Genomic DNA, 22,019 nt, shown 5'->3' with positions numbered 1-22,019 from the left:
GATCAAACTCTTCAATTTAAGTTTGATTTGCTGAAACCAGTTCAGCGGTGCTCATCTGTAAAACGTCATAATGAATTTCATTATGTGTTCACTCGTGAGGCTTTGATATTTTTTTGCGTCCGGAGACACGGATATCAATCCTGCGAGTGCCCACACAGATTGTCTGATAAATTGTTAAAGAGCATGCCGCGATGTCTCTAGCGGCGCGGGATGCGTATATTACGCTTTCCGCATTCTCAGTCAAGCATTTATTTTTGCTTTTCTGAAGGTTGCCTTGAAGACCACCTCCTGAACACTTCGCTTCGTAAGCCGTTGTTCCGTGTCAGTGGAGGCGCAGTATAGGGATTTCTTCGGAGCTGACAAGCGCTAATTTCAAATTAATTTCCGAGTGCTGATTTTTTCGTCGAAACGCCACTAAACTGCTAATTTTTCCAGCAACGGGAAGCCATAACGCTGCAAAATCGGTGACAATTTCGTCACTTCATCATCCATACGCGTACAGAACGCTAAATTCTGACCGGATGAAACCGCCTGCGGTGCTTCATGCTCTAATAACCAAACGGTACGACGCGCAATCGCCGCGCCCGAATCCACCAACCTTGTCCCTTCCGGCAGCACCAGCTGCAGCTCATCACGCAGTAAAGGGAAATGCGTACATCCGAGAACCACGGTATCAGGTGGCTCTTTCATCCGTAGCCAGGGTTGCACAGCACGGCGTACATCAGCGAGCTCAACATCTTCGCCATGCAGCTTGGCTTCCGCCAGCTCCACCAGCTCAGCAGAGCCGAGCATTTCGATTTTGCAGTCACGGGCAAATTGCGCCACTAACTCATGGGTATAAGGACGTTTCACCGTGCCGCGCGTGGCCAGCAATCCCACTACGCCGTTACGCGTCAGGCGCGCAGCAGGTTTAATCGCAGGCACCACACCCACAACCGGGAATTCGAAACGTTCACGCAGAGCCGGCAAAGAGAGGGTGCTGGCCGAGTTACAAGCAATGATCACCAACGCAAGCGGGAAACGCTGAGTGATAGCCGTCACCACCGCCACCACGCGCTCGACAATAAAGTCTTCGGATTTTTCGCCGTACGGGAACCCTTCATTATCAAAGGCGTAGAGATAGTGAAGATCCGGCAGTAAATGCCGGACCTCATCATAAACGGAGAGCCCACCCACGCCGGAGTCAAACACCAGCACGGTGGGACGCAGATCAGAAGCTGTAGCTGGCGCTGAGGTAATACTCCGTTCCTGGAGTTGGATAGCCATACGCTGTCTCATAATCTTTATCGAACAAGTTGGCAATTCTACCACGAACGGTGAGCTGTGATGTGACCGGATACGAGACCGCGAGATCTACCGTGCTGTAACTCGATAAACGACGCTGCTCGCTGGCATATTCGCTGGTGTTGTTATCGTAGCGCTTACCGAAGTACTGGTAGATGACATCAATATCAAAGTCATACACCGTAATACCCAGCTGATATTTGGCCTGCTCACGCGCACGACGCGCCAGCGTTTCACCATCTGAATCACGACGCGCATCCAGATAACCCAAGGTGATCTGGTGATGAAGGAAGCGGGTATCAAAATCAGCGGTGGCTTCAATACCTTTCAGCGTAACGGCTTTTTCATTGTAATAGCCGCCCTCAAAAGTCACAGGATCAGAAGCATAGGTAATGAGATTGCTGACTTTATTGTGATACGCAGCAACACGCCAATTAACCGGACCGGTTAAACCTTCCAGCGCGGCTTCCCACTGTTTTGATTTCTCAGGATTGAGATCGGGATTAGAGCTAATACCAAAGCGCTTCAGACCATATAGCTGGCCTAACGTCGGCGCCTGGAAACCCGTGCCGTAAGAGAGTGATGCCTTGTAACCCGGCACAAACTCCCAACCCGCAGCCGTTTGCCAGGTGCCATGACGGCCAAAGTCCTGGTTATCATCGCCACGCGCCGAACCTTCAAGCGTAACATTGCCAAACTGCTGCTGAGCCGTCAGGTAAGCACCGGTGTTGTCTTGCTTGTAACCATCTTCGTCACGCGGTGCGCCAGAATAGAGTTGTCCAATCGAACTCAGTTTCTGCTGCTGCCAATCCAGACCGGCGCTGACCATGCCATGCCCCACCGCAAAGGTGTTGCCCCATTGCAGGTTGCGCTGCTCCATGTCATCCAGGCTATTGGAATCCGCATAGCGGCCATCAGACCCAACGTAGTTATAGATTTTGTACTTTTGATAACTGGCGGTCAGCTGCGAGGAGTATTCCTCTTTATTAAAGCGCAGACCGGTATCAAACGAGTGATTATAGATCTGTTGCTCATCCTGACCACCGACATAACCCGCATCGTAATCTGAGTTCGCGGCGTAACCGTAACCCCGGAAGAAGCCAGAAAACGCCTCGTTAAACTTGTGGTCAACGCCAGCCCAGAACGCCTTATTGCGCCAGCCATCACGATCGCGATCGGTCGGAGACGTTGAGCCCGGCTGAACGTTGTAGCCGTTGGTGGCCTGATAAGAGCCCGCCACCGTTACGCGCGTCTGGTCCGTGACATTTTGATTGATGCCGCCGCTGTATTCCTGATAGCCCTTCGAACCAAAGCCAGCCGTCAGCGAGTTTTGATTATTCGGGTTTTGCGTAATGACATTCACCACGCCGCCAATCGCATCTGCGCCGTAAACCGCAGAGCGCGGGCCACGAATGAACTCAACGCGCTGGATGATGGAAACAGGGATTTGGTTGAAGTCAGCAACGCCGGTAATGCCAGGTTTAGAGAACGGCACACCGTCAACCAGAATTAGCGTATGGCGCGCTTCCGAACCACGTACATACATAGAAGCGCTTTGCCCAATGCCGCCGCTTTGCGCGATATCCACGCCCGGCAAGCGGCGTAACACTTCCAGTAGGTTCTTGGATTGCCACTGATCGATCTCATCACGGGTGACAACAGAAGTCGAAGCCAGCACCGACGAGACCGGCTGCGCGAAGCGGTTAGCGGTAACGATTTGCGTATCATCATTCTGCTGGGCGAAGCCAAATTGCGCCCAGAGAGACAACGCCGTTGCACTGAAGGCAAACAGCGAAGCGTGTGTTTTTTTCATTGTTATAGCATCCAAAAGACGAAGCAGGATGCCGCACGACTACGACCAATAGCTCGCGATGGCCGTATGTATTGCGACGTCACACCGGCAGGTCTTCGGGCTGAGAATCATAAATGGTGAAAAAACTTCCCATCCGGCAGGACAGTGTTTGTAATTGCCATCACCACGACATTCTTTACCGCTGCGCGTCAGCTCCAGATTCACACTGGATTCCCTTTTAACTCAAGGAGGCCGGCAGGCGCAGTCTACGGCCAGGAAGGCCGGAAATCCAGACTTCCAGCCATCTTGTTTTCCGCAGGGCTGGACATCAGCAGTTGAATGCCTACAATCGCCCGGCAAGCCAGCTTATTACCAGGATTAAAGATGACACCCGAACAGCTCCCGATTGAACAATACGACGCGCAACTGGCGGAAAAAGTCAGCCGCTTACAGGCGATGATGGTGCCCTTTGCCGCGCCCGACGTGGAGGTGTTCCGTTCGCCGGTCAGCCACTATCGGATGCGTGCCGAATTCCGCATCTGGCACGACGGAGACGATCTTTACCACATCATCTTTGATCAACAGACCAAGCAACGAATCCGCGTCGATCAATTCCCGGCGGCCAGTGAATTGATCAACCAGCTGATGCCAAAACTGATCGCGGCGATCCGTGACAACCGCGCGCTGCGTTTCAAACTGTTCCAGATCGATTACCTGTCGACGATGAGCCACCAGATTGTTATCTCGCTGCTCTATCACCGCAAGCTGGAAGAGGAGTGGACCGCCGCCGCCAGCGCCCTGCGCGACAGCCTGCGTGCCGAAGGCTTTGACGTGCAGCTGATTGGCCGCGCCACCAAAACCAAAATCTGCCTCGATCGCGATTACGTGGATGAGCGCCTGCCGGTCGCGGGGAAAGAGATGATTTATCGTCAGGTGGAAAACAGCTTCACCCAGCCAAACGCGGCGATGAATATTCAGATGCTGGAGTGGGCGCTGGACGTCACGCAGGATTCGCAAGGCGATCTGCTGGAACTCTATTGCGGTAACGGCAACTTCTCGCTGGCGCTGGCGCGTAACTTCCGCAGCGTGTTGGCCACAGAAATTGCCAAGCCGTCGGTCGCGTCCGCGCAATACAACATTGCCGCCAACCATATTGATAACGTGCAGATTATTCGTATGGCCGCTGAAGAGTTTACCCAGGCGATGACGGGCGTACGTAGCTTCAATCGTTTAGAAGGCATCGACCTGAAGAGCTACCAATGCGAAACCATTTTCGTTGATCCGCCACGTAGCGGGCTGGATGAGGAAACCGTGAAGATGGTGCAGGCCTATCCGCGCATCATTTATATCTCCTGCAACCCGCAAACGCTGTGCGACAACCTCGCGGTGCTGGGAGAAACGCATGATGTCACGCGTCTGGCGCTGTTCGATCAGTTCCCGTATACCCATCATATGGAATGCGGCGTGCTGCTGACGCGCAAGGCCTAAACAACAACGGGAACCCCAAGGTTCCCGTTTTTTCACTGCTTGCTCTTCGCGCGGCGAAAACGCATACCAATCCAGAACACCAGCGCCACCATCAGAATCGTCGGGATGAAGTTAGAGCCGATATCCGGATATTCAGCCCGCACCAGCGCGCTATAAACCAAAATACCCAGCAGGAAGAACGCCGCCGCCAGTGAAGGCATGCCGTCTGGCATATTGCGGTTGAGATAACGCTGATGCAAACACCAGGCCGCGAGGCCAAGAGCAATCAGCGGGAATATCGAAAAGGGAACAAACGTGCTGAACAGCACCGAAAAGGAGCCGTTGATCGCTAAACCGGTGATAAAAGCCAATAAAAGCGTTCCTTTATCGCGTGGGTTTTGCTCAATCATTTCATTATCCTTATCACATTACTCTTCGGGTTTTTCCAGGGTAACCGCCAGGCGCTCTTGCTCGCGGCGATACCAGTAATAAGCGCCTTTGGCGATCATGCGCAGCTGCAGCACTAATCGATCCTCAAGCTTACGGCGCTGCTCAATATCAACGTCCAGCGCTTCGGCACCCGCGCTAAACACAATCGTCACCATCGCTTCGGCCTGCGCTTCGGTGAAGCTGCGCGGCATGCGATTTTCTAATTCAAGATAATCGGCCAGTTCGGCGATGAAGTGCTGAATCTCACGCGCGACTGCGGCACGAAAGGCCGCCGAGGTTCCGGAGCGCTCGCGTAGTAAGAGCCGAAAAGCGTTAGGATTGTTCCCGATGAACTCCATAAAAGTTGCTACCGAGGTTTTAATAATGCTGCCACCCTTGGCAATACGCTGGCGCGCCTGACGCATTAACTGGCGCAGCATCAAGCCGCTTTCGTCCACCATGGTCAGCCCCAGCTCATCGACATCGCGGAAGTGACGATAAAATGAGGTCGGCGCAATCCCCGCTTCGCGTGCAACTTCGCGCAAACTCAGGCTGGCAAAACTCCTTTCTGCACTTAACTGACTGAAGGCAGCTTCAATCAGTGAACGTCGTGTACGTTCTTTTTGTAGCGCTCTGACGCCCATTTTCCCGGCCTTTTAGGTGATTTGGCAGGCACTATAACAAACTTTTCAGCGTACAGCGGTGCAAACTTTGTGAACGCCTGTGAACCTCACGCTTTGTCAAACTTCAGCAATTTACGCTGTTAGAATTCAGATGTGCGCGGCGAGATGTTAGAATCTCGTTGTAAAAATGTGATAAAAAAATAGGACGTACTGGTATGCAAAAGTCTTACGATTACGATGCCATTGTGATTGGCTCCGGTCCGGGCGGCGAAGGTGCGGCGATGGGGCTGGTGAAGCAGGGAGCGCGTATTGCAGTGATCGAACGCTACCACAACATCGGCGGCGGTTGTACACACTGGGGAACCATCCCGTCCAAAGCCCTGCGTCACGCTGTTAGCCGTATCATCGAGTTCAATCAAAACCCACTTTACAGCGATCACACTCGCCTCCTGCGCTCCTCATTCGCCGACATTCTCAACCACACCGAGAACGTGATCAGTCAGCAAACCGCTATGCGTCAGGGCTTCTACGAGCGCAACCGCTGTGAACTTTATCAGGGCGATGCCCGATTTGTTGATGCCAACACTATCGAAGTGGAACAACCCGACGGCACCCGCGAGCGATTAACCGCGGCGAAATTCGTGATCGCCTGCGGTTCTCGCCCGTATCATCCCGCGGATGTCGATTTCACCCATCCGCGCGTTTACGATTCCGACTCCATCCTCAACCTGCATCATGAACCTGGCCACGTCATCATTTATGGCGCCGGCGTAATTGGCTGTGAATATGCCTCGATTTTCCGCGGCCTGAACGTCAAGGTTGACCTGATCAACACCCGCGACCGTCTGCTGGCATTCCTCGATCAAGAGATGTCAGATTCCCTCTCCTATCACTTCTGGAACAGCGGCGTGGTGATTCGTCACAACGAAGAGTTCGAGAAGATTGAAGGCGTTGATGACGGGGTGATAATTCACCTTAAATCGGGCAAGAAAGTGAAAGCCGATTGCCTGCTGTACGCAAACGGTCGAACCGGTAACACCGATTCACTGGCGCTGGAAAACGTCGGACTGGAAGCGGATGGTCGTGGCCTGCTGAAGGTGAACAGCATGTATCAAACTGCGCTGCCGCATATTTACGCGGTTGGCGACGTGATTGGTTATCCAAGCCTGGCTTCTGCTGCTTACGATCAGGGCCGCATTGCCGCGCAGGCGATCATCAAAGGTGAAGCTACCGCGCACCTGATCGAAGATATTCCAACCGGGATTTACACCATTCCGGAGATCAGCTCAGTGGGTAAAACCGAACAGCAGCTGACGGCGATGAAAGTGCCGTATGAAGTGGGTCGTGCGCAGTTTAAACATCTGGCGCGTGCGCAGATTGTTGGCATGCATGTCGGCAGCCTTAAGATTCTGTTCCACCGCGAAACCAAAGAGATTTTAGGGATTCACTGCTTTGGCGAGCGTGCTGCGGAGATCATTCACATCGGCCAGGCCATCATGGAACAGAAGAACGGCGGCAACACGATCGAGTACTTCGTGAATACCACCTTCAACTATCCCACCATGGCCGAAGCTTATCGCGTGGCAGCGTTAAACGGCTTAAACCGCCTGTTTTAACGAGGTATCCAGATAACCCTTCATGTGGGTTTTGATTGCTTCTGCCAACTGCTCATAGCGGCTGCGCAGAGGCGATCCTGGACGATAGACCAACGCGATGGTGCGCTGCGGTACCGGCTTGTAGCACGGTAAATAGCAGACGCCATCACGTTCGCGTTCATTCGGCACGGACAGCGCAGGTAACAAGGTAATGCCGCTACCGGCGGCAACCATGTTGCGCAGCGTTTCCAGACTGGTGGCGCGGAAATGCGTATCTTCATCGGCACCGGCTTCGAAGCAGAAGCCCATCGCCTGATCGCGCAGGCAGTGCCCATCTTCCAGCATCAGTAATTTCTCACCGGCCAGATCCGACATCGGCACGCGTTCGCGATCGCGCCACGGATGATCGGCATACACCGCCAGCGTCATTGGCTCATCAAACAGCGGCACCTCGATAAAGGCTTCACTCTCTTTCACCAACGCCACGATGGCGCAATCCAGCTTACCGCTGTCGAGCTGTGCCAGCAGTTGCTGCGTCTGCGCTTCATGCAGGTACATTTCGAGTTTGGGGAAGGTTTTGTGCAGCATCGGAATGATATGCGGCAGCAGATACGGCCCGGTGGTTGGAATCAAACCAATGTGCAGCGGCCCAGACATCGCTTCGCCTTGCTGGCTCGCCATCTCCTTCAGCACTTTCACTTCGCGCAGCACGGTTCGCGCTTGATCCACCAGCAACAGTCCAGCCTGAGTAAACAACACCTTACGGCTGGTTCGCTCCAGCAGCATCACGCCAAGTTCATCTTCCAGCTTACGAATCTGTCCACTTAAGGTAGGTTGGCTGACATGACATGCGTCAGCTGCACGCCGGAAATGGCGATGCTCCGCAAGTGAAACCAGGTATTCGAGATCACGAATATTCATTGAAATCCTCCAAACCACGATAGCCCGTGGCGATAGATAGAATAGCAATGAACGATTGGCCCTATCAAGGCGTGAGCGGGAATAATGCGCGCATCAAATGATCTGGAGCAGAACCTGCAAACTGCTTAAAACCAATCACTGTGCTGGCCGGGAGTGGCCTGCCCTTGATGATGTGCCTATAACAAAATGTAATTCCGAAGCTAGAGGTTGGCGGGCTACCGAAGAGGTGCCCGCTTTTTTTTGCTTGTCGCTCGCCTGCTGGATATCAACAGAGCGCGATAAATCGCGCCGCTACGCATTCATGCATATACCGCAGCGGCGCAATCTAGTGCGCATAGCTTTTAACCCAAGCGCTTCTGCGCTTCGCTGATGGCGAAGGCGACCTGTTGAGGAGCGACACCACCTTGCGCATTACGCTTATCCAGGCAGGATTGCAGCGACAGAATTGGATACACGTCATCCTCAATCACCGCGCTGAACTGCTTCAACTGCGCCAGAGTGAGCGCTTCCAGCGCCACGCCTTGCTTGATCGCTTCCACCACGGTTTCACCCACAATGTGGTGGGCTTCGCGGAACGGAACGCCTTTTGCCACCAGATAATCGGCCAGCTCGGTCGAGTTGGCGTAGCCCTGCTCAGCGGCTTCCTGGCAACGCGGACGTTTTACCTGAATGCCGTCCAGCACCAGCACCGACATATGCAGGCAGTCGAGCCAGGTATCCAGCGCATCGAACAGCCCTTCTTTGTCTTCCTGCATATCTTTGTTGTACGCCAGCGGCAGGCCTTTCAGCGTCATCATCATGCCGGTCAGCGCACCTTGCACACGGCCGCATTTGCCACGGATCAGCTCCAGCGCATCCGGGTTTTTCTTCTGCGGCATCAGCGACGATCCGGAAGTGACTTTATCCGACAGTTCAAGGAAGCCCGCTTCACCGGTGTTGAAGAAGATCAGGTCTTCAGCAAAGCGCGACAGATGCACCATGCCAATCGAGGCGTCTGACAGCAGCTCGAGCACGTGATCGCGATCGGAAACGGTATCGAGGCTGTTACGCGTGGCAGAGGCAAAACCTAACCAGCCGGCCAGCTGCTGACGATCGATCTCGTAGGCGGTACCCGCCAGCGCGCCGCAACCCAGCGGACTGACATCCATACGCTTCAGTGCATCCCGCAGACGGCTCTCGTCACGCGCCAGCATCTCAACGTACGCCAGGCACCAATGCGCGAACGTCACCGGTTGCGCACGCTGCAGGTGCGTGTAACCCGGCATCACCGCGTCCTGATTGGCTTGTGCCGTGGCGACCAGCGCCGATTGCAGCTCGCGCGTCGCCTCCAGCAGCACGGCAACCTGCTCTTTGCACCACAGTTTTAGATCGGTCGCGACCTGATCGTTACGGCTACGGCCGGTGTGCAATTTCTTGCCCAGCGCGCCGACTTTGTCGATCAGCTTGCCTTCCACCCAGCTGTGAATATCTTCCGCATCGCTTTGCAGAATCTGCTCAGGATTGGCGCGTACCTCGGCCAGCAGTTCATTCAACGCGCTTTCCAGCTGTTGCTGCTCTTCATTGGTCAGCACGTTGACCGTCACCAGCGCTTTTGACCAGGCAATCGAGCCGGTAATGTCCTGCTCGGCCAGGCGATAGTCAAAACGCAGCGAGTCGTTGAACTGTTTGAACCGTTGGTCTGCTGCCTGCGAAAAACGTCCGCCCCAAAGTGCCATCTGCATTACTCCTGAATCTGTTATAGAAAAGGCGGCCCGAAGCCGCCCTTGCAAAATATGTCGATTGCTGCGGTATTACTTCTTCTGCTCGTTCAGCGCGCGAATGCGTGAAGAGAGTGAGAACAAGCGGATAAAGCCGCCCGCGTGACGATGATCGTAAACTTCGTCTTCGCCAAAGGTGGCGAACTCTTCTGAGTACAGGCTGTTAGCAGAGGTTTTCTGAATCGCCGTGGCCTGGCCTTTATACAGCTGCAGTACCACTTCGCCATTCACCTCTTCTGCCAATGATTCAGCAGCGGCCTGGATAGATTTACGCAGCGGCGCGAACCAGCGACCATCGTAAACCACGTAAGACATTTCATGGCCCAGCTGCTCACGCCATTTGAAGCTATCGCGATCCAGCACCAGTTGTTCAACCGCACGCAACGCGTTAACCATGATGGTGCCGCCTGGAGTTTCGTAGCAGCCGCGGGACTTGATGCCTACCAGACGGTTTTCCACGATGTCGATACGGCCGACGCCGTGTTTGGCGCCCAGCACGTTGAGTTTTTCCAGGCACTGGAACGGGCTCAGCGTCTCGCCGTTCACCGCCACCACGCGACCCTTCTCCACGGTGACCGTGACATTTTCTGGCTGATCGGGCGCTTCCAGCGGATCAACGGTCCACACCCAGCAATCTTTGTTCGGTGCATTGGCTGGGCTTTCCAGCACGCCGCCTTCGGTAGAGATGTGCCATGCGTTCTCGTCACGGCTGTAGATTTTTTCCAGCGACGCGGTGGTCGGGATATTGCGCTCTTTCAGGTAATCCAGCAGCGCTTCACGTGAACGCAGGTCCCACTCACGCCATGGCGCAACCACTTTCAGCTGTGGCGCCAGCGCGGTGTAGGTGGTTTCGAAACGCACCTGATCGTTACCTTTACCGGTTGCGCCGTGGCACAGCGCATCTGCGCCCACTTTCAGCGCCAGCTCAACCTGAGCTTTAGCGATAATCGGACGCGCCATAGACGTACCCAGCAGATAAGTACCTTCGTACAGGGCGCCAGTCTGCAGAACCGGATACACGTATTCGCTGATGAACGCTTCACGCAGGTCAACCACGTGGCACTCAGACGCACCTGACTGCAGCGCTTTCTTCTCAACGCCTTCCAGATCGGCGGGATCCTGGCCAATGTTCGCCACGAACGCCACCACTTCACAGCCGCCATAGTTCTCTTTCAACCATGGAATGATGGCTGAAGTATCCAGACCGCCGGAGTAGGCCAGAACGATTTTTTTGATGTTTTGCGTGCTCATGTCTTAATCCTTGATTATGCGAGAATCCGGGTGCCAATCGACACGCCGTTGAAAAGGGTTGGCAGTTGTTCAGCATGACGCCAGCTGGCGATATCGACCGGGCGACCGAGCGTGCGGGCGGCATCAAGCGCCGCGTTCACTTTCACGATCATGCCATCGGTGATGATGCCCTGCGCAATCAGCTGCTCCGCTTTCGCGGCGGTCATCTCTTCGATGCGCTGACCTTTGCCGTCGAGAATACCGCTGACATCAGACAACAGCACCAAATCGGCACCGATGGTCGCAGCCAGCGCGGTGGCGGCCTGGTCGGCGTTGACGTTCATCAACTCACCGCCGTCGGTGATGCCAATCGAGCTGATCACCGGCATGTAGCCCGCCGCCAGCAGCGTGTTCACCAGCGCCGGATTGCCCGGCGTCGCGTTGCCAACGTGTCCCAGCTCTTCATCGAACTGCGCCACGTTGACCAAACCGGCATCGCCGAGGCACAAACCCACCGCGCCGATGCCATATTTCTTCGCCCACGCCAGCAGCGTTTTGTTGGCGGTACCGGCTAACGCACCGGTAATAATGTCAATCTGATCGGCTGGCGTCACGCGCAAACCGTTCTTCTTTTTCACCGGCAGCGCGAGCTTCTTCATCAGCTCGTCCACCACGCAACCGCCGCCGTGCACAATGATCAGCGGACGCTGATGTTCATTGCGGTACGCCAGCAGGGCATCAAACAGACGGGCCAGCGCTTCTTCGCTATCCAGCAGCACGCCACCCAGTTTAATGATTAATGGATTCATTGCGTTATCCGTTCGTTAAATCAGAGACAGCGTTTCGGGGAAGCCGAAACGAATGTTTAAACACTGAACCGCCTGCGATGAGGCGCCTTTCAGCAGGTTATCTTCGGCAGCCACCACAATCAGGTGCTCGCCTTGCATGGCGAAGCCGATGTCGCAGAACGGCAAACCGACCACCGCTTTCAGCGCCGGTACGCCTTTGTCATAGACGCGCACCAGCGGTTTGTCGTGGTAAGCGTTATGGAAGGCATCCGCCACATCCTGCTGCGTCACGCCCGCTTTCAGGCGGCAAGTGGTGGTCGATAAAATCCCGCGTGGGAAGCTGCCCAGATGTGGCGTGAAGATCACCGGCGTACCGAGATGCGCCACAATTTCCGGGTGATGACGATGATTAAACAGGCCGTACGGCTGCAAGCTCACTTCACAGAAGCTGGTGCCAACGTTGGCTTTGCGCCCTGCGCCGCTCACGCCGCTGGTGGCGTTAATCACCGGCCACTGTGCATCGTTAAGCAGGCCCGCTGCGATCAGCGGTTTCAGCGAAAGCTGGGCTGCGGTTGGGTAGCAACCCGGCACCGCAACCAGCTCAGCGTCTTTGATTTTGTCGTGCTGCCATTCGGCCAGGCCGTAAACCGCCTTGTCCAGCCAATCCTGATGCTGATGGCTGAAACCGTAATATTGCGTATAGAACGCGTCGTCGTTTACGCGGAACGCACCGGAGAGATCGAACACCACGCAACCAGCTTTGAGGAATTCAGGTGCCAGATCGTGGCTGACTTCGTGAGCCGTGGCGAGGAACACCACGTCCACTTTGTCGGCCCATTCAGCGGCATCGCTCAGCGGTTGCAGCGGCAAATCGACAATGCCTTTGAGCTGTGGATGCAAATCCGACAATAACTTTCCAGCATCCGGGCTTTGCGCTGAAACCGCCAAAGCGGTTATGTTCATATGCGGATGGCGATTCAGGTAGGTGGCAAGCTCTACGCCAGCGTAACCACTGGCACCAACGATCAGCGTATTCAACATCAGGCTGTATACCTTATTACAGTCACACGTATCGGGTCGCGGCCTTGCCCCGTTGCCCAGAATGCCGTTTGCAGAAGATTTGATGCTTCACATGCAAGCGACGTTATTGTATTTTTATTCACTATTAATGCATGAATATTGATACATCCTAACCCAAGGACCGTCAACAGTGAAGACAAAATTACCACCTTTTATCGAACTCTACCGCCAGTTGATTGCCACGCCATCAATCAGCGCAACCGATAGCGCACTGGATCAGAGTAATGAAACTTTAATCAATTTGCTGGCCGGCTGGTTCCGCGATATTGGCTTCAGTGTCGAAGTGCAGCCGGTGCCTGGCACGCGGCATAAATTCAACATGCTGGCGCGCAGCGGATTGGGCGCAGGCGGCTTGTTATTGGCGGGCCATACCGACACCGTACCGTACGACGACGGCCGCTGGACGCGCGATCCGTTCACGCTGACCGAACACGACAACAAGCTGTACGGCCTCGGCACCGCCGACATGAAAGGCTTCTTCGCCTTTATTCTGGACGCGCTGCGTGACGTTGACGTGACCAAACTCAGCAAGCCGCTCTACGTCCTCGCCACCGCCGACGAAGAGACCACCATGGCGGGCGCGAAATATTTCTCTGAATCCACCCAATTGCGTCCGGATTGCGCCATCATCGGCGAGCCCACCTCACTTAAGCCGGTGCGCGCGCATAAAGGTCATCTATCGAATGTGATTCGTATTCAGGGGCAATCAGGCCACTCCAGCGATCCGTCGCGCGGCGTTAACGCCATTGAACTGATGCATGAATCCATTACCCAGCTGATGCAGCTGCGTAACACGCTGAAAGAGCGTTACAACCACGATGGTTTTGCCATTCCTTATCCAACCATGAACTTTGGTCATATTCATGGTGGCGACGCGGCCAACCGCATCTGCGCCTGCTGTGAATTGCACATGGATATTCGTCCGCTGCCGGGCTTAACCCTGAGCGATTTGGATGGTCTGCTAAATGACGCGCTGGCGCCGGTAAGTGCGCGCTGGCCGGGACGTCTTACCGTGGGCGAGCTGCATCCGCCGATTCCAGGCTACGAATGTCCGGCCGATCATGAGCTGGTGCAAGTGGTGGAGAAGCTGCTGGGCGTGCCAACCGAAGTGGTGAACTATTGCACTGAAGCGCCTTTTATCCAGCAGTTGTGCCCAACGCTGGTATTAGGCCCGGGATCTATCAATCAAGCCCATCAACCTGATGAGTTTATTGATACCGCATTTATCAAGCCGACTCATGCGCTTATCACCCAAGTCGTACAGCATTTTTGTCATTGATGAACAACAAATGGGGCATTTCACTGTTAAATCAGCAAATTGCCCCGTCATTGTTCGGGATTTGATAATAAGAATAACTTATCTCGCCTCGCTGCAAGCAAATTCTTTGAATTTCCGCCATTTAGCAGCACATTTACGTAGATTTAAGGCAATTGACGCGCAGGAAGATACGTGGCTAGATAAAAGACGATGTTATGCCCGTTGGGCGTAAGAGTATTAAAAAAGACGATAAGGGTGTCAGGGTCCAATGAACGAACAATATTCCGCAATGCGAAGTAATGTCAGTATGCTCGGCAAACTGCTCGGGGATACGATTAAGGATGCACTAGGAGAGAACATCCTCGACCAGGTGGAGACCATCCGTAAACTCTCTAAGTCATCCCGCGCGGGAAATGACACTCATCGTCAGGAACTGCTGACCACGCTGCAAAATCTGTCGAACGACGAGCTGCTGCCGGTGGCGCGCGCGTTTAGCCAGTTCCTTAATCTCACCAACGTCGCTGAACAGTATCAAACCATTTCGCGTAGCGGCGATGGCGCGAACCATCCTGAACTGCTGAAAAAGACTTTCGAACGTCTGAAACAGCAAGGCGATATCAGCGAAGCGGCGATCCGCCAGTCGATTGAAGAGCTGTCGCTGGAGCTGGTGCTGACTGCGCACCCCACCGAAATCACCCGCCGCACGCTGATCCATATGCTGGGCGAAGTGAACAGCTGTTTGCAGCAACTCGATCATAGCGATATCTCTGACTACGAACGCACCCAGGTGATGCGCCGTCTGCGCCAGCTGGTGGCACAAGCGTGGCACACCGACGAAATCCGCAAATACCGTCCAACGCCGATCGATGAAGCCAAGTGGGGCTTTGCCGTGGTGGAAAACAGCCTGTGGCAAGGCGTGCCAGCCTTCCTGCGTGAGCTGAATGAGCAAGTGGAAGAGACCTTTGGCATTAAGCTGCCGGTCGATTTCGTGCCGATTAAATTTACCTCGTGGATGGGCGGCGACCGTGACGGCAACCCGAACGTCACCGCACCGATTACCCGCCACGCGATGCAGCTGAGCCGCTGGAAGGCCGCGGACCTGTTCCTGCGCGATATCGGCGTGCTGATTTCCGAGCTGTCGATGTCCGAATGCAGCGACGAAGTGCGCGAGCTGTGCGGCGATGCGGAAGCGCTGGAGCCGTACCGCATGGTGCTGAAGCGCCTTCGCGGCCAGCTGATGACCACGCAGGCTTATCTTGGCCGTCGTCTTAAAGGCGAGCGCCTGCCGCGTCCGGCCGATTTGCTGGTCTCTAACGATCAGCTGTGGGATCCGCTGTTCGCTATCTATCAATCTCTGCAGCAGTGCGGCATGGGCATCATCGCCAATGGTCAGCTGCTGGACACGCTGCGCCGCGTGAAGTGTTTCGGCGTGCCGCTGGTGCGCATTGATATCCGTCAGGAGAGCACCCGCCATACCCAGGCGATTGCCGAAGTAACGCGCTATCTCGGCCTCGGTGATTACGAAAGCTGGTCAGAAGCGGATAAACAAGCCTTCCTGATTCGCGAACTGAATTCCAAGCGTCCGCTGTTGCCGCATCAGTGGGAACCAGGCGATGAGACGCGCGAAGTGCTGGATACCTGCAAAGTGGTGGCCGAAGCGCCACAGGGTTCAATTGCTTCCTACGTGATCTCCATGGCGAAAACGCCGTCGGACGTGCTGGCCGTGCATCTGCTGCTGAAAGAAGCCGGCATTCCTTACGCCATGCCGGTTGCGCCGCTGTTCGAAACCCTTGATGACCTGAACAACGCTAACGACGTGATGACACAGTTGCTGAACATCGACTGGTATCGCGGCTTTATCAATGGCAAACAGATGGTGATGATTGGCTATTCCGACTCAGCGAAAGATGCCGGCGTGATGGCCGCCAGCTGGGCGCAATATCAGGCGCAGGACGCACTGATCAAAACCTGTGAAAGCGCGGGCATCACGCTGACGCTGTTCCACGGACGCGGCGGCTCAATCGGTCGTGGCGGCGCGCCAGCCCATGCGGCGCTGTTGTCACAACCGCCGGGCAGCCTGAAAGGTGGCCTGCGCGTGACCGAACAGGGCGAGATGATTCGCTTCAAATACGGTTTGCCCGAAGTCACCATCGCCAGCCTGTCGCTGTATACCGGTGCGATTCTGGAAGCCAACCTGCTGCCACCGCCGGAACCAAAACGCGAATGGCAGGAGATCATGAATGGTCTGTCGGCGCACTCCTGCGCGATGTATCGCGGCTATGTGCGTGAAAATCCGGACTTCGTGCCCTATTTCCGCTCAGCCACGCCAGAGCAGGAACTGGGCAAATTGCCGCTGGGTTCACGTCCGGCTAAACGTCGCCCAACCGGCGGTGTGGAATCGCTGCGTGCCATTCCGTGGATCTTCGCCTGGACGCAGAACCGCCTGATGCTGCCAGCCTGGCTGGGCGCGGGTGCCGCGTTGCAGAAAGCGATGGATGAAGGTCATCAGGATGAGCTGGAGAACATGTGCCGCGAGTGGCCGTTCTTCGCCACACGTCTTGGCATGCTGGAGATGGTGTTCTCGAAAGCCGATTTGTGGCTGGCGGAGTACTACGATCAGCGTCTGGTGGATAAATCACTGTGGTCGCTCGGCAAGCAGCTGCGCGATCAGCTGGATGCGGATATCAAAGCGGTGTTGACCATCGCTAACGATGCCCATCTGATGGCTGACCAACCGTGGATTGCTGAGTCCATCGCGCTGCGTAACGTTTATACCGATCCACTGAACGTGTTGCAGGCTGAACTGCTGCATCGTTCACGTGCGCAGGAAGAGCGCGGTGATGAGCCAGATGCGCGTGTAGAACAAGCGCTGATGGTGACGATCGCGGGTGTTGCAGCGGGTATGCGTAATACCGGTTAATCGAGTGAAATGATGTGAAAAAGGAGCCAACCGGCTCCTTTTTTATTGGATTTTGTAAGGTCGCCATTCATGGCGACCGCCAATCTTAACCACCCATCGCCGGACGCACGCCCAGCGTGTGGCAAATGGCGTAACTCAACTCGGCGCGGTTCAGCGTATAGAAATGGAAATCCTTCACCCCTTCCCGCGACAGGATTTTCACCATGTCCATCGCGACGCTGGCACCGACCATTTTGCGCGTCTCCGGATCGTTATCCAGACCTTCAAACATTGCACTCATCCAGCCCGGCACCCGCACATTGGTCATGGTGGCGAAGCGTTGTAGCTGCTTGAAGTTAGAGACCGGCAAAATACCCGGCACGATCTCCACGTCGATACCGGTTGAGACACAGCGATCGCGGAAGCGTAGGTAGCTTTCCACATCGAAGAAGAACTGGGTGATGGCGCGCTTAGCACCGGCATCAATTTTGCGTTTCAGGTTAATCAAATCGGCCTGCGCGCTTTTCGCTTCGGGATGCACTTCCGGATAGGCCGCCACCGAGATGTCAAAATCGCCAACGTCTTTCAGCAGCGCCACCAAATCCGAACCGTACATCTCCGGCTTGCCGCTGCCTGGCGGTAAATCACCGCGCAGTGCCACGATATGACGAATGCCGCTATCCCAGTAATCACGCGCGATACCGCGCAACTCATCACGCGTGGCATCGATACAGGTCAGATGCGGTGCGGCTTCCAGACCGGTACGATCTTTGATGCCTTTGATGATGCTGTGCGTACGATCGCGCTCGCCCGAGTTGGCACCGTAGGTGACGGAGACGAATTTCGGCTTCAGGCTGCTCAGTCGATCGATTGAGCTCCACAGGGTTTCTTCCATTTCGCTGGTACGTGGCGGGAAAAATTCGAAAGAGACATTAATTTGCCCGTTCAGCTCAGCCAGGCTCTGGTTCAACGCTTCGCGTTGATTGGCGTGAAAGAAACTCATCCTAATACCTCGTCATCACATATCGATTATTTTGCGGCCTTCGAACATCCATACGTTTAGACGTCCAGATGCACAAAATGAACGATTCGCACGCTAGCGTCAACTGAAAATTAATGAACAGGCGTGACAAATTTTCACTCAAGGTGAAAGCGTTTCATGATGCGCGGTGGGAAGGTGAAGAATGCAGACGGACGATGCCGTCTGCAAAGTGAGGCAGTTTACAGCAGCTGTGCGAGGCGGTTGATATCCGATTGCAACGCGCCGGCCGTAACGTCACGGCCTGCGCCCGGTCCGCGAATCACCAGCGGATTATCGCGATACCAGCGGCTTTCGATGGCAAACACGTTATCGCACGGCAGTAACGCAGCCAGCGGATGCTCTGGGCGCACCGCTTCCACGCCGACGCGCGCTTTGCCATTGGCATCGAAACGCGCCACGTAACGCAGCACTAAGCCCATCTCTTGCGCCGCTTCCAGACGCTGCAGCATCTGATCATTCAGCTCGTCGGCGTTTTCGAAGAAGTGATCAATCGACTCACCGTCGCAAATTGCCGGCACCAACGACTCGACACGCACTTGATCCGGCTCGATGTCGTAGCCCGCTTCACGCGCCAGAATCACCAGCTTGCGCATTACGTCCTGCCCAGACAAATCCACGCGCGGGTCTGGTTCGGTCAGGCCTTGCTGCCACGCCTGATCAACCAGCTCGCTAAACGGCACCGTGCCATCAAATTGCAGGAACAGCCACGACAGCGTGCCGGAGAAGATGCCGCTGATCGCCAGAATGCTATCGCCGCTTTCGCGTAAATCGCGCACCGTGTGATTGACCGGCAAACCGGCACCGACGGTGGCGTTATACAGCCAGTGACGACCGGTTTTGGCGAAAGCATCGCGCACCTGACGCCAGCTCTGACCGCTCGACGCACCGGCAACTTTGTTGGCGCTGATAACGTGGAAGCCGTGACTGGCGAAATCATGATACTGCTGCGCCAGCTGCTCGCTGGCGGTGACGTCCAGCACCACTAAATCATCGAACGGGTGCGCACGCATCCACAGGAACAGCGACTCTTCCTCGCGCTCGACCGCTTCATCATCAAAGAACGCCAATGCGCGGCTGGCTTCCAGACCGTCGTAGCTCAGCAAACTGCGGCTGCTGTCTGCCACGCCCGCCAGCACATACTCAAATCCCGTACGCGCCGACAGCGTTTCCTGCTCGCGGGCAAACAGCTCCAGCCAGCGTGAACCGATGTTGCCTTTGCCGAACAACATCAAACCGATGCGTTTTTCTGCGCGGAACAGCGACTGATGCAGTCCCTGAATCAGGTGCTGCGTCGGGCCGACGCGCAGTACCGCCACGATGCTGATGTGATCTTCCGATTGCCAGACAAACTCCACTGGCTGATCTTTGATCTGCTGCCAGAAGCGGTGGCTATGCAGCGGATTACGCGTCACGCCCGCGCCCACCAGCGCCACCAGCGCTAAGCCGTCGCGCAGCTGCAGATGGCCCGGCAGTGCGGCGTCCTGCAACAGGTTGAAGGCGCTATTCACCACTTCCGAGGTGTAACACAGCTGCAGCAGGCGGCGATCGGGATGCACGCCGATCGCCAGCGGACGCAGCTGCGCGCGCTTCAGCAGCAGATCGATCTCTTTCTGCTGGGTTTTGAAATCGTGATTGTCGGGAATTTGAATCTCCACCAGACACACATCATCGTGGCTGGTGACGATACGCGCGCCGGTGCCGGAGGCTAGCACGCGTTCAATACGCGTCGAGCCCTGCTCCGGTTGATAGCTGCAACGCAGCTGCAAATCGATGTCGCTGTTGGAAACCGGCTGCAAGGTGCGGGTGTGCAGCACCGGCGCAGCCAGACGCGCCAGCTCGCTGGCTTCATCAAGACGCAGCAGCGGCAGCAGGCACGCATCAGAGACTTTACGCGGATCGGCGCTGTAAACGCCTGCCACATCGCTCCAGATGGTCACGCGACCGACGCCCGCCAGCGCACCAATCTGCGTTGCCGAGTAGTCCGAGCCGTTACGCCCAAGCAGCACGGTTTCACCCGCTTCGCTGCGGCTGATAAAGCCGGTCACCACCAAACGCTTATGCGGATGCTGTGTTAACAGCTCCTGCAGCAGCGGCCAGGATTTGCCTTCATCAACCTGCGGCTGCGCGGCACGTTCAGCACGCAAGAAGTCACGCGCATCCAGCCAGGCGGCTTCGATCTCGCGCTGGCTCAAAACCGCAGCCATCAAGCGCGCTGACCAGATTTCGCCATGCCCCACCACTTCGGCATACACCGCGTCGGTGATGGTGCCATCGAGCAGCGCCGCCAGTCTTTCCAGATCGCGTATAAAGGAAGACGTCAGGGTTTCGGCATATTCAGCAGGCAGCAGCGCAGCAATTAATTCGCTGTGAAAACGCCGTAAAGCCTGTTGCACCTGATGGGCAGATAAGCGATCGCTCTGGCTCAATTTCAGCCAGCTGATCAACTGGTTAGTGGTGCTGCCTGCGGCAGAGACCACCATTAAGTCGCCTGGCTGGCTGTAATCCGCCATGATGCTGGCCACGCGCTGGTAGCAACGTGCGTCGGCCAGGCTACTGCCACCAAATTTATGCAACTGCTTGATCGGCGTTCCCGCGCCCACTGAACTCGTCATGATTACTCCTCGGCTGCGATCCGGAATGCATTATCCAGATCGGCGATTAAATCTTCGTGATCTTCAATCCCAACAGAAATACGCAGCAGTGTTTCCGAAATTCCCGCTGCCGCGCGCGCTTCTGCAGACATGCCGGCATGCGTCATGGTCGCGGTATGCGAAATCAAACTCTCTACGCCGCCCAGCGATTCGGCCAGTGTGAACAGCTGCAGCGCTTTCAGGAAGCGGCGCAGGCGAGCCTCATCGGCATCAATTTCGAAACTCAGCATGGCACCAAAACCACGCTGCTGACGTACCGCAAACTCATGACCGGCATTTTCCGGCAGGGACGGATGATACAGTTTTTTCACCAGCGGTTGTTGCTTCAGGTAATCAACTATCGCCAATGCATTGCGTTGTGCGGCGGCGATGCGCGGTGACAGCGTGCGCAAACCTCGCAGCAGCAGGTAGCTATCAAACGCCGCGCCGGTTACACCAATATTATTCGCCCACCACGCCAGATCGGTGGCCATCGCTGGATCTTTCGCAATCACCGCGCCCGCCACCACATCAGAGTGTCCATTCAGGTATTTGGTGCAGGAGTGAACAACCAGATCGGCACCCAGCGCCAGCGGGTTTTGCAGCGCCGGGCTGAGGAAGGTGTTGTCTACCACGCTAATGGCGCCAGCTTCACGCGCGGCGGCGCAGATGCTGGCGATATCGACCACACGCAGCAGTGGATTACTTGGGCTTTCAACCAGCACCAGTTTTGGCTTCTCGGCCAGAGCAGCGGCCAGCGCCGCTTTGTCGCCCTGATCGACAAACTTCACGCGATACGCGCCGCGCTTGCTCAGGCTATCGAACAGGCGATAGCTGCCGCCGTAACAGTCGTGTGGCGCCACCAGCAGATCGCCCGGCTTCAGGAACACGGTTGTCACCAGATGAATCGCTGACATGCCGGTATTGGTCAATACCGCGCCTGCGCCACCTTCCAACTCAGCCAGCGCGCGCTGAACCACATCGCGCGTTGGATTACCACGACGTGAATAGTCATGCGCACGCGGCTCATTGAAGTCGAGGAAGTTATAGGTGCTGGAGAGATGAATCGGTGGGACAACGCAGCCATATTGCTCGTCATCATTCAAACCGCTACGTACTGCGATGGTTGCCTGTTTACGCGTCATGGTGCTTACTGTTCCTGAAGAAAAAGAAGAGCAACAGGATAACATTCCGCACATAGACGTCAATACATCTGGACATCTA

General features: G+C 55.7%; 16 protein-coding genes and 1 riboswitch. Of the genes, 4 read left to right on the top strand and 12 right to left on the bottom strand.

The genetic code is table 11. From position 1 onward, the window contains the following. Nucleotides 1–414: 414 nt before the first annotated feature. Both murI and btuB read right to left on the bottom strand, forming a co-directional pair. Nucleotides 415–1,266: a glutamate racemase gene (gene murI / locus ACFQW4_RS21880; protein ID WP_377727553.1), complete on the bottom strand. Its 852-nt coding sequence runs from the start codon at nt 1,264–1,266 to the stop codon at nt 415–417. Then, nucleotides 1,211–3,097 carry a TonB-dependent vitamin B12 receptor BtuB gene (gene btuB, locus ACFQW4_RS21875; protein ID WP_377727550.1) on the bottom strand — a complete coding sequence of 629 codons (1,887 nt, stop codon included), beginning with the start codon at nt 3,095–3,097 and terminating at the stop codon, nt 1,211–1,213. Before btuB ends, murI begins: the two co-directional genes overlap by 56 nt. A gap of 68 nt (nt 3,098–3,165) precedes the next feature. After that, nucleotides 3,166–3,348: riboswitch (cobalamin riboswitch) on the bottom strand. 112 nt (nt 3,349–3,460) lie between these two features. Here btuB and trmA point away from each other — a divergent pair. Continuing rightward, nucleotides 3,461–4,564 (top strand): tRNA (uridine(54)-C5)-methyltransferase TrmA, encoded by a 1,104-nt coding sequence (trmA, locus tag ACFQW4_RS21870; RefSeq protein WP_101760631.1) that lies wholly within the window; start codon nt 3,461–3,463, stop codon nt 4,562–4,564. Nucleotides 4,565–4,596: 32 nt separating this feature from the next. Here the strand turns inward: trmA and ACFQW4_RS21865 are convergent, their stop codons facing one another. Together ACFQW4_RS21865 and fabR are read right to left on the bottom strand one after the other, a co-directional pair. Continuing rightward, nucleotides 4,597–4,953, bottom strand: coding sequence for a YijD family membrane protein (locus tag ACFQW4_RS21865; RefSeq protein WP_061720276.1), 357 nt, complete (start codon nt 4,951–4,953; stop codon nt 4,597–4,599). An 18-nt stretch (nt 4,954–4,971) separates the two neighbouring features. Beyond that, the gene (gene fabR / locus ACFQW4_RS21860) at nt 4,972–5,616 is read right to left on the bottom strand and encodes an HTH-type transcriptional repressor FabR (RefSeq protein WP_008109648.1); all 645 of its coding nucleotides are present in this window, start codon (nt 5,614–5,616) and stop codon (nt 4,972–4,974) included. A gap of 194 nt (nt 5,617–5,810) precedes the next feature. Between fabR and sthA the strand changes: the two genes are divergently transcribed. Then, a complete protein-coding gene (gene sthA / locus ACFQW4_RS21855; RefSeq protein WP_101760632.1) occupies nt 5,811–7,211 on the top strand; it encodes a Si-specific NAD(P)(+) transhydrogenase in 1,401 nt (466 codons plus the stop codon). On the opposite strand, the gene oxyR is transcribed toward sthA, so the two are convergent. From oxyR to argC, 5 genes are all read right to left on the bottom strand, one after another. Next, a complete protein-coding gene (gene oxyR / locus ACFQW4_RS21850) occupies nt 7,194–8,111 on the bottom strand; it encodes a DNA-binding transcriptional regulator OxyR (protein WP_377727545.1) in 918 nt (305 codons plus the stop codon). The two genes, sthA and oxyR, sit on opposite strands and share 18 nt — an antisense overlap. A 341-nt stretch (nt 8,112–8,452) precedes the next feature. Continuing rightward, a complete protein-coding gene (gene argH / locus ACFQW4_RS21845) occupies nt 8,453–9,826 on the bottom strand; it encodes an argininosuccinate lyase (RefSeq protein WP_377727566.1) in 1,374 nt (457 codons plus the stop codon). A 75-nt stretch (nt 9,827–9,901) separates the two neighbouring features. Next, the gene (locus ACFQW4_RS21840) at nt 9,902–11,119 is read right to left on the bottom strand and encodes an argininosuccinate synthase (protein WP_101760634.1); all 1,218 of its coding nucleotides are present in this window, start codon (nt 11,117–11,119) and stop codon (nt 9,902–9,904) included. A 14-nt stretch (nt 11,120–11,133) separates the two neighbouring features. Next, a complete protein-coding gene (gene argB / locus ACFQW4_RS21835; protein WP_007885411.1) occupies nt 11,134–11,907 on the bottom strand; it encodes an acetylglutamate kinase in 774 nt (257 codons plus the stop codon). A 15-nt stretch (nt 11,908–11,922) separates the two neighbouring features. Beyond that, on the bottom strand, nt 11,923–12,927 hold the full coding sequence (gene argC / locus ACFQW4_RS21830) for an N-acetyl-gamma-glutamyl-phosphate reductase (protein ID WP_110868176.1): 1,005 nt from the start codon (nt 12,925–12,927) through the stop codon (nt 11,923–11,925). Between the two features lie 169 nt (nt 12,928–13,096). Here argC and argE point away from each other — a divergent pair, with 169 nt between their 5' ends. Both argE and ppc read left to right on the top strand, forming a co-directional pair. Continuing rightward, nucleotides 13,097–14,245, top strand: a complete 1,149-nt coding sequence (gene argE / locus ACFQW4_RS21825; RefSeq protein WP_101760637.1) for an acetylornithine deacetylase — start codon at nt 13,097–13,099, stop codon at nt 14,243–14,245. 247 nt (nt 14,246–14,492) lie between these two features. Continuing rightward, complete coding sequence (gene ppc, locus ACFQW4_RS21820) at nt 14,493–17,144, top strand: phosphoenolpyruvate carboxylase (RefSeq protein WP_101760638.1); 2,652 nt, start codon at nt 14,493–14,495, stop codon at nt 17,142–17,144. A gap of 85 nt (nt 17,145–17,229) precedes the next feature. On the opposite strand, the gene metF is transcribed toward ppc, so the two are convergent. The 3 genes from metF to metB form a co-directional block, all read right to left on the bottom strand. Beyond that, a complete protein-coding gene (gene metF, locus ACFQW4_RS21815) occupies nt 17,230–18,126 on the bottom strand; it encodes a methylenetetrahydrofolate reductase (RefSeq protein WP_377727539.1) in 897 nt (298 codons plus the stop codon). Between the two features lie 218 nt (nt 18,127–18,344). After that, nucleotides 18,345–20,777 carry a bifunctional aspartate kinase/homoserine dehydrogenase II gene (locus ACFQW4_RS21810; protein ID WP_377727536.1) on the bottom strand — a complete coding sequence of 811 codons (2,433 nt, stop codon included), beginning with the start codon at nt 20,775–20,777 and terminating at the stop codon, nt 18,345–18,347. A 2-nt stretch (nt 20,778–20,779) separates the two neighbouring features. After that, nucleotides 20,780–21,940: a cystathionine gamma-synthase gene (gene metB / locus ACFQW4_RS21805; protein ID WP_101760640.1), complete on the bottom strand. Its 1,161-nt coding sequence runs from the start codon at nt 21,938–21,940 to the stop codon at nt 20,780–20,782. Nucleotides 21,941–22,019 lie beyond the last annotated feature (79 nt).

The sequence above is a fragment of the Pantoea sp. GCM10028869 genome, from assembly GCF_042666835.1.
GTDB classification, from domain to species: Bacteria; Pseudomonadota; Gammaproteobacteria; order Enterobacterales; family Enterobacteriaceae; genus Pantoea; species Pantoea leporis.
Note: the sequence above shows the minus strand (reverse complement) of the source record. Positions and strands in the feature narration are given on the sequence as shown.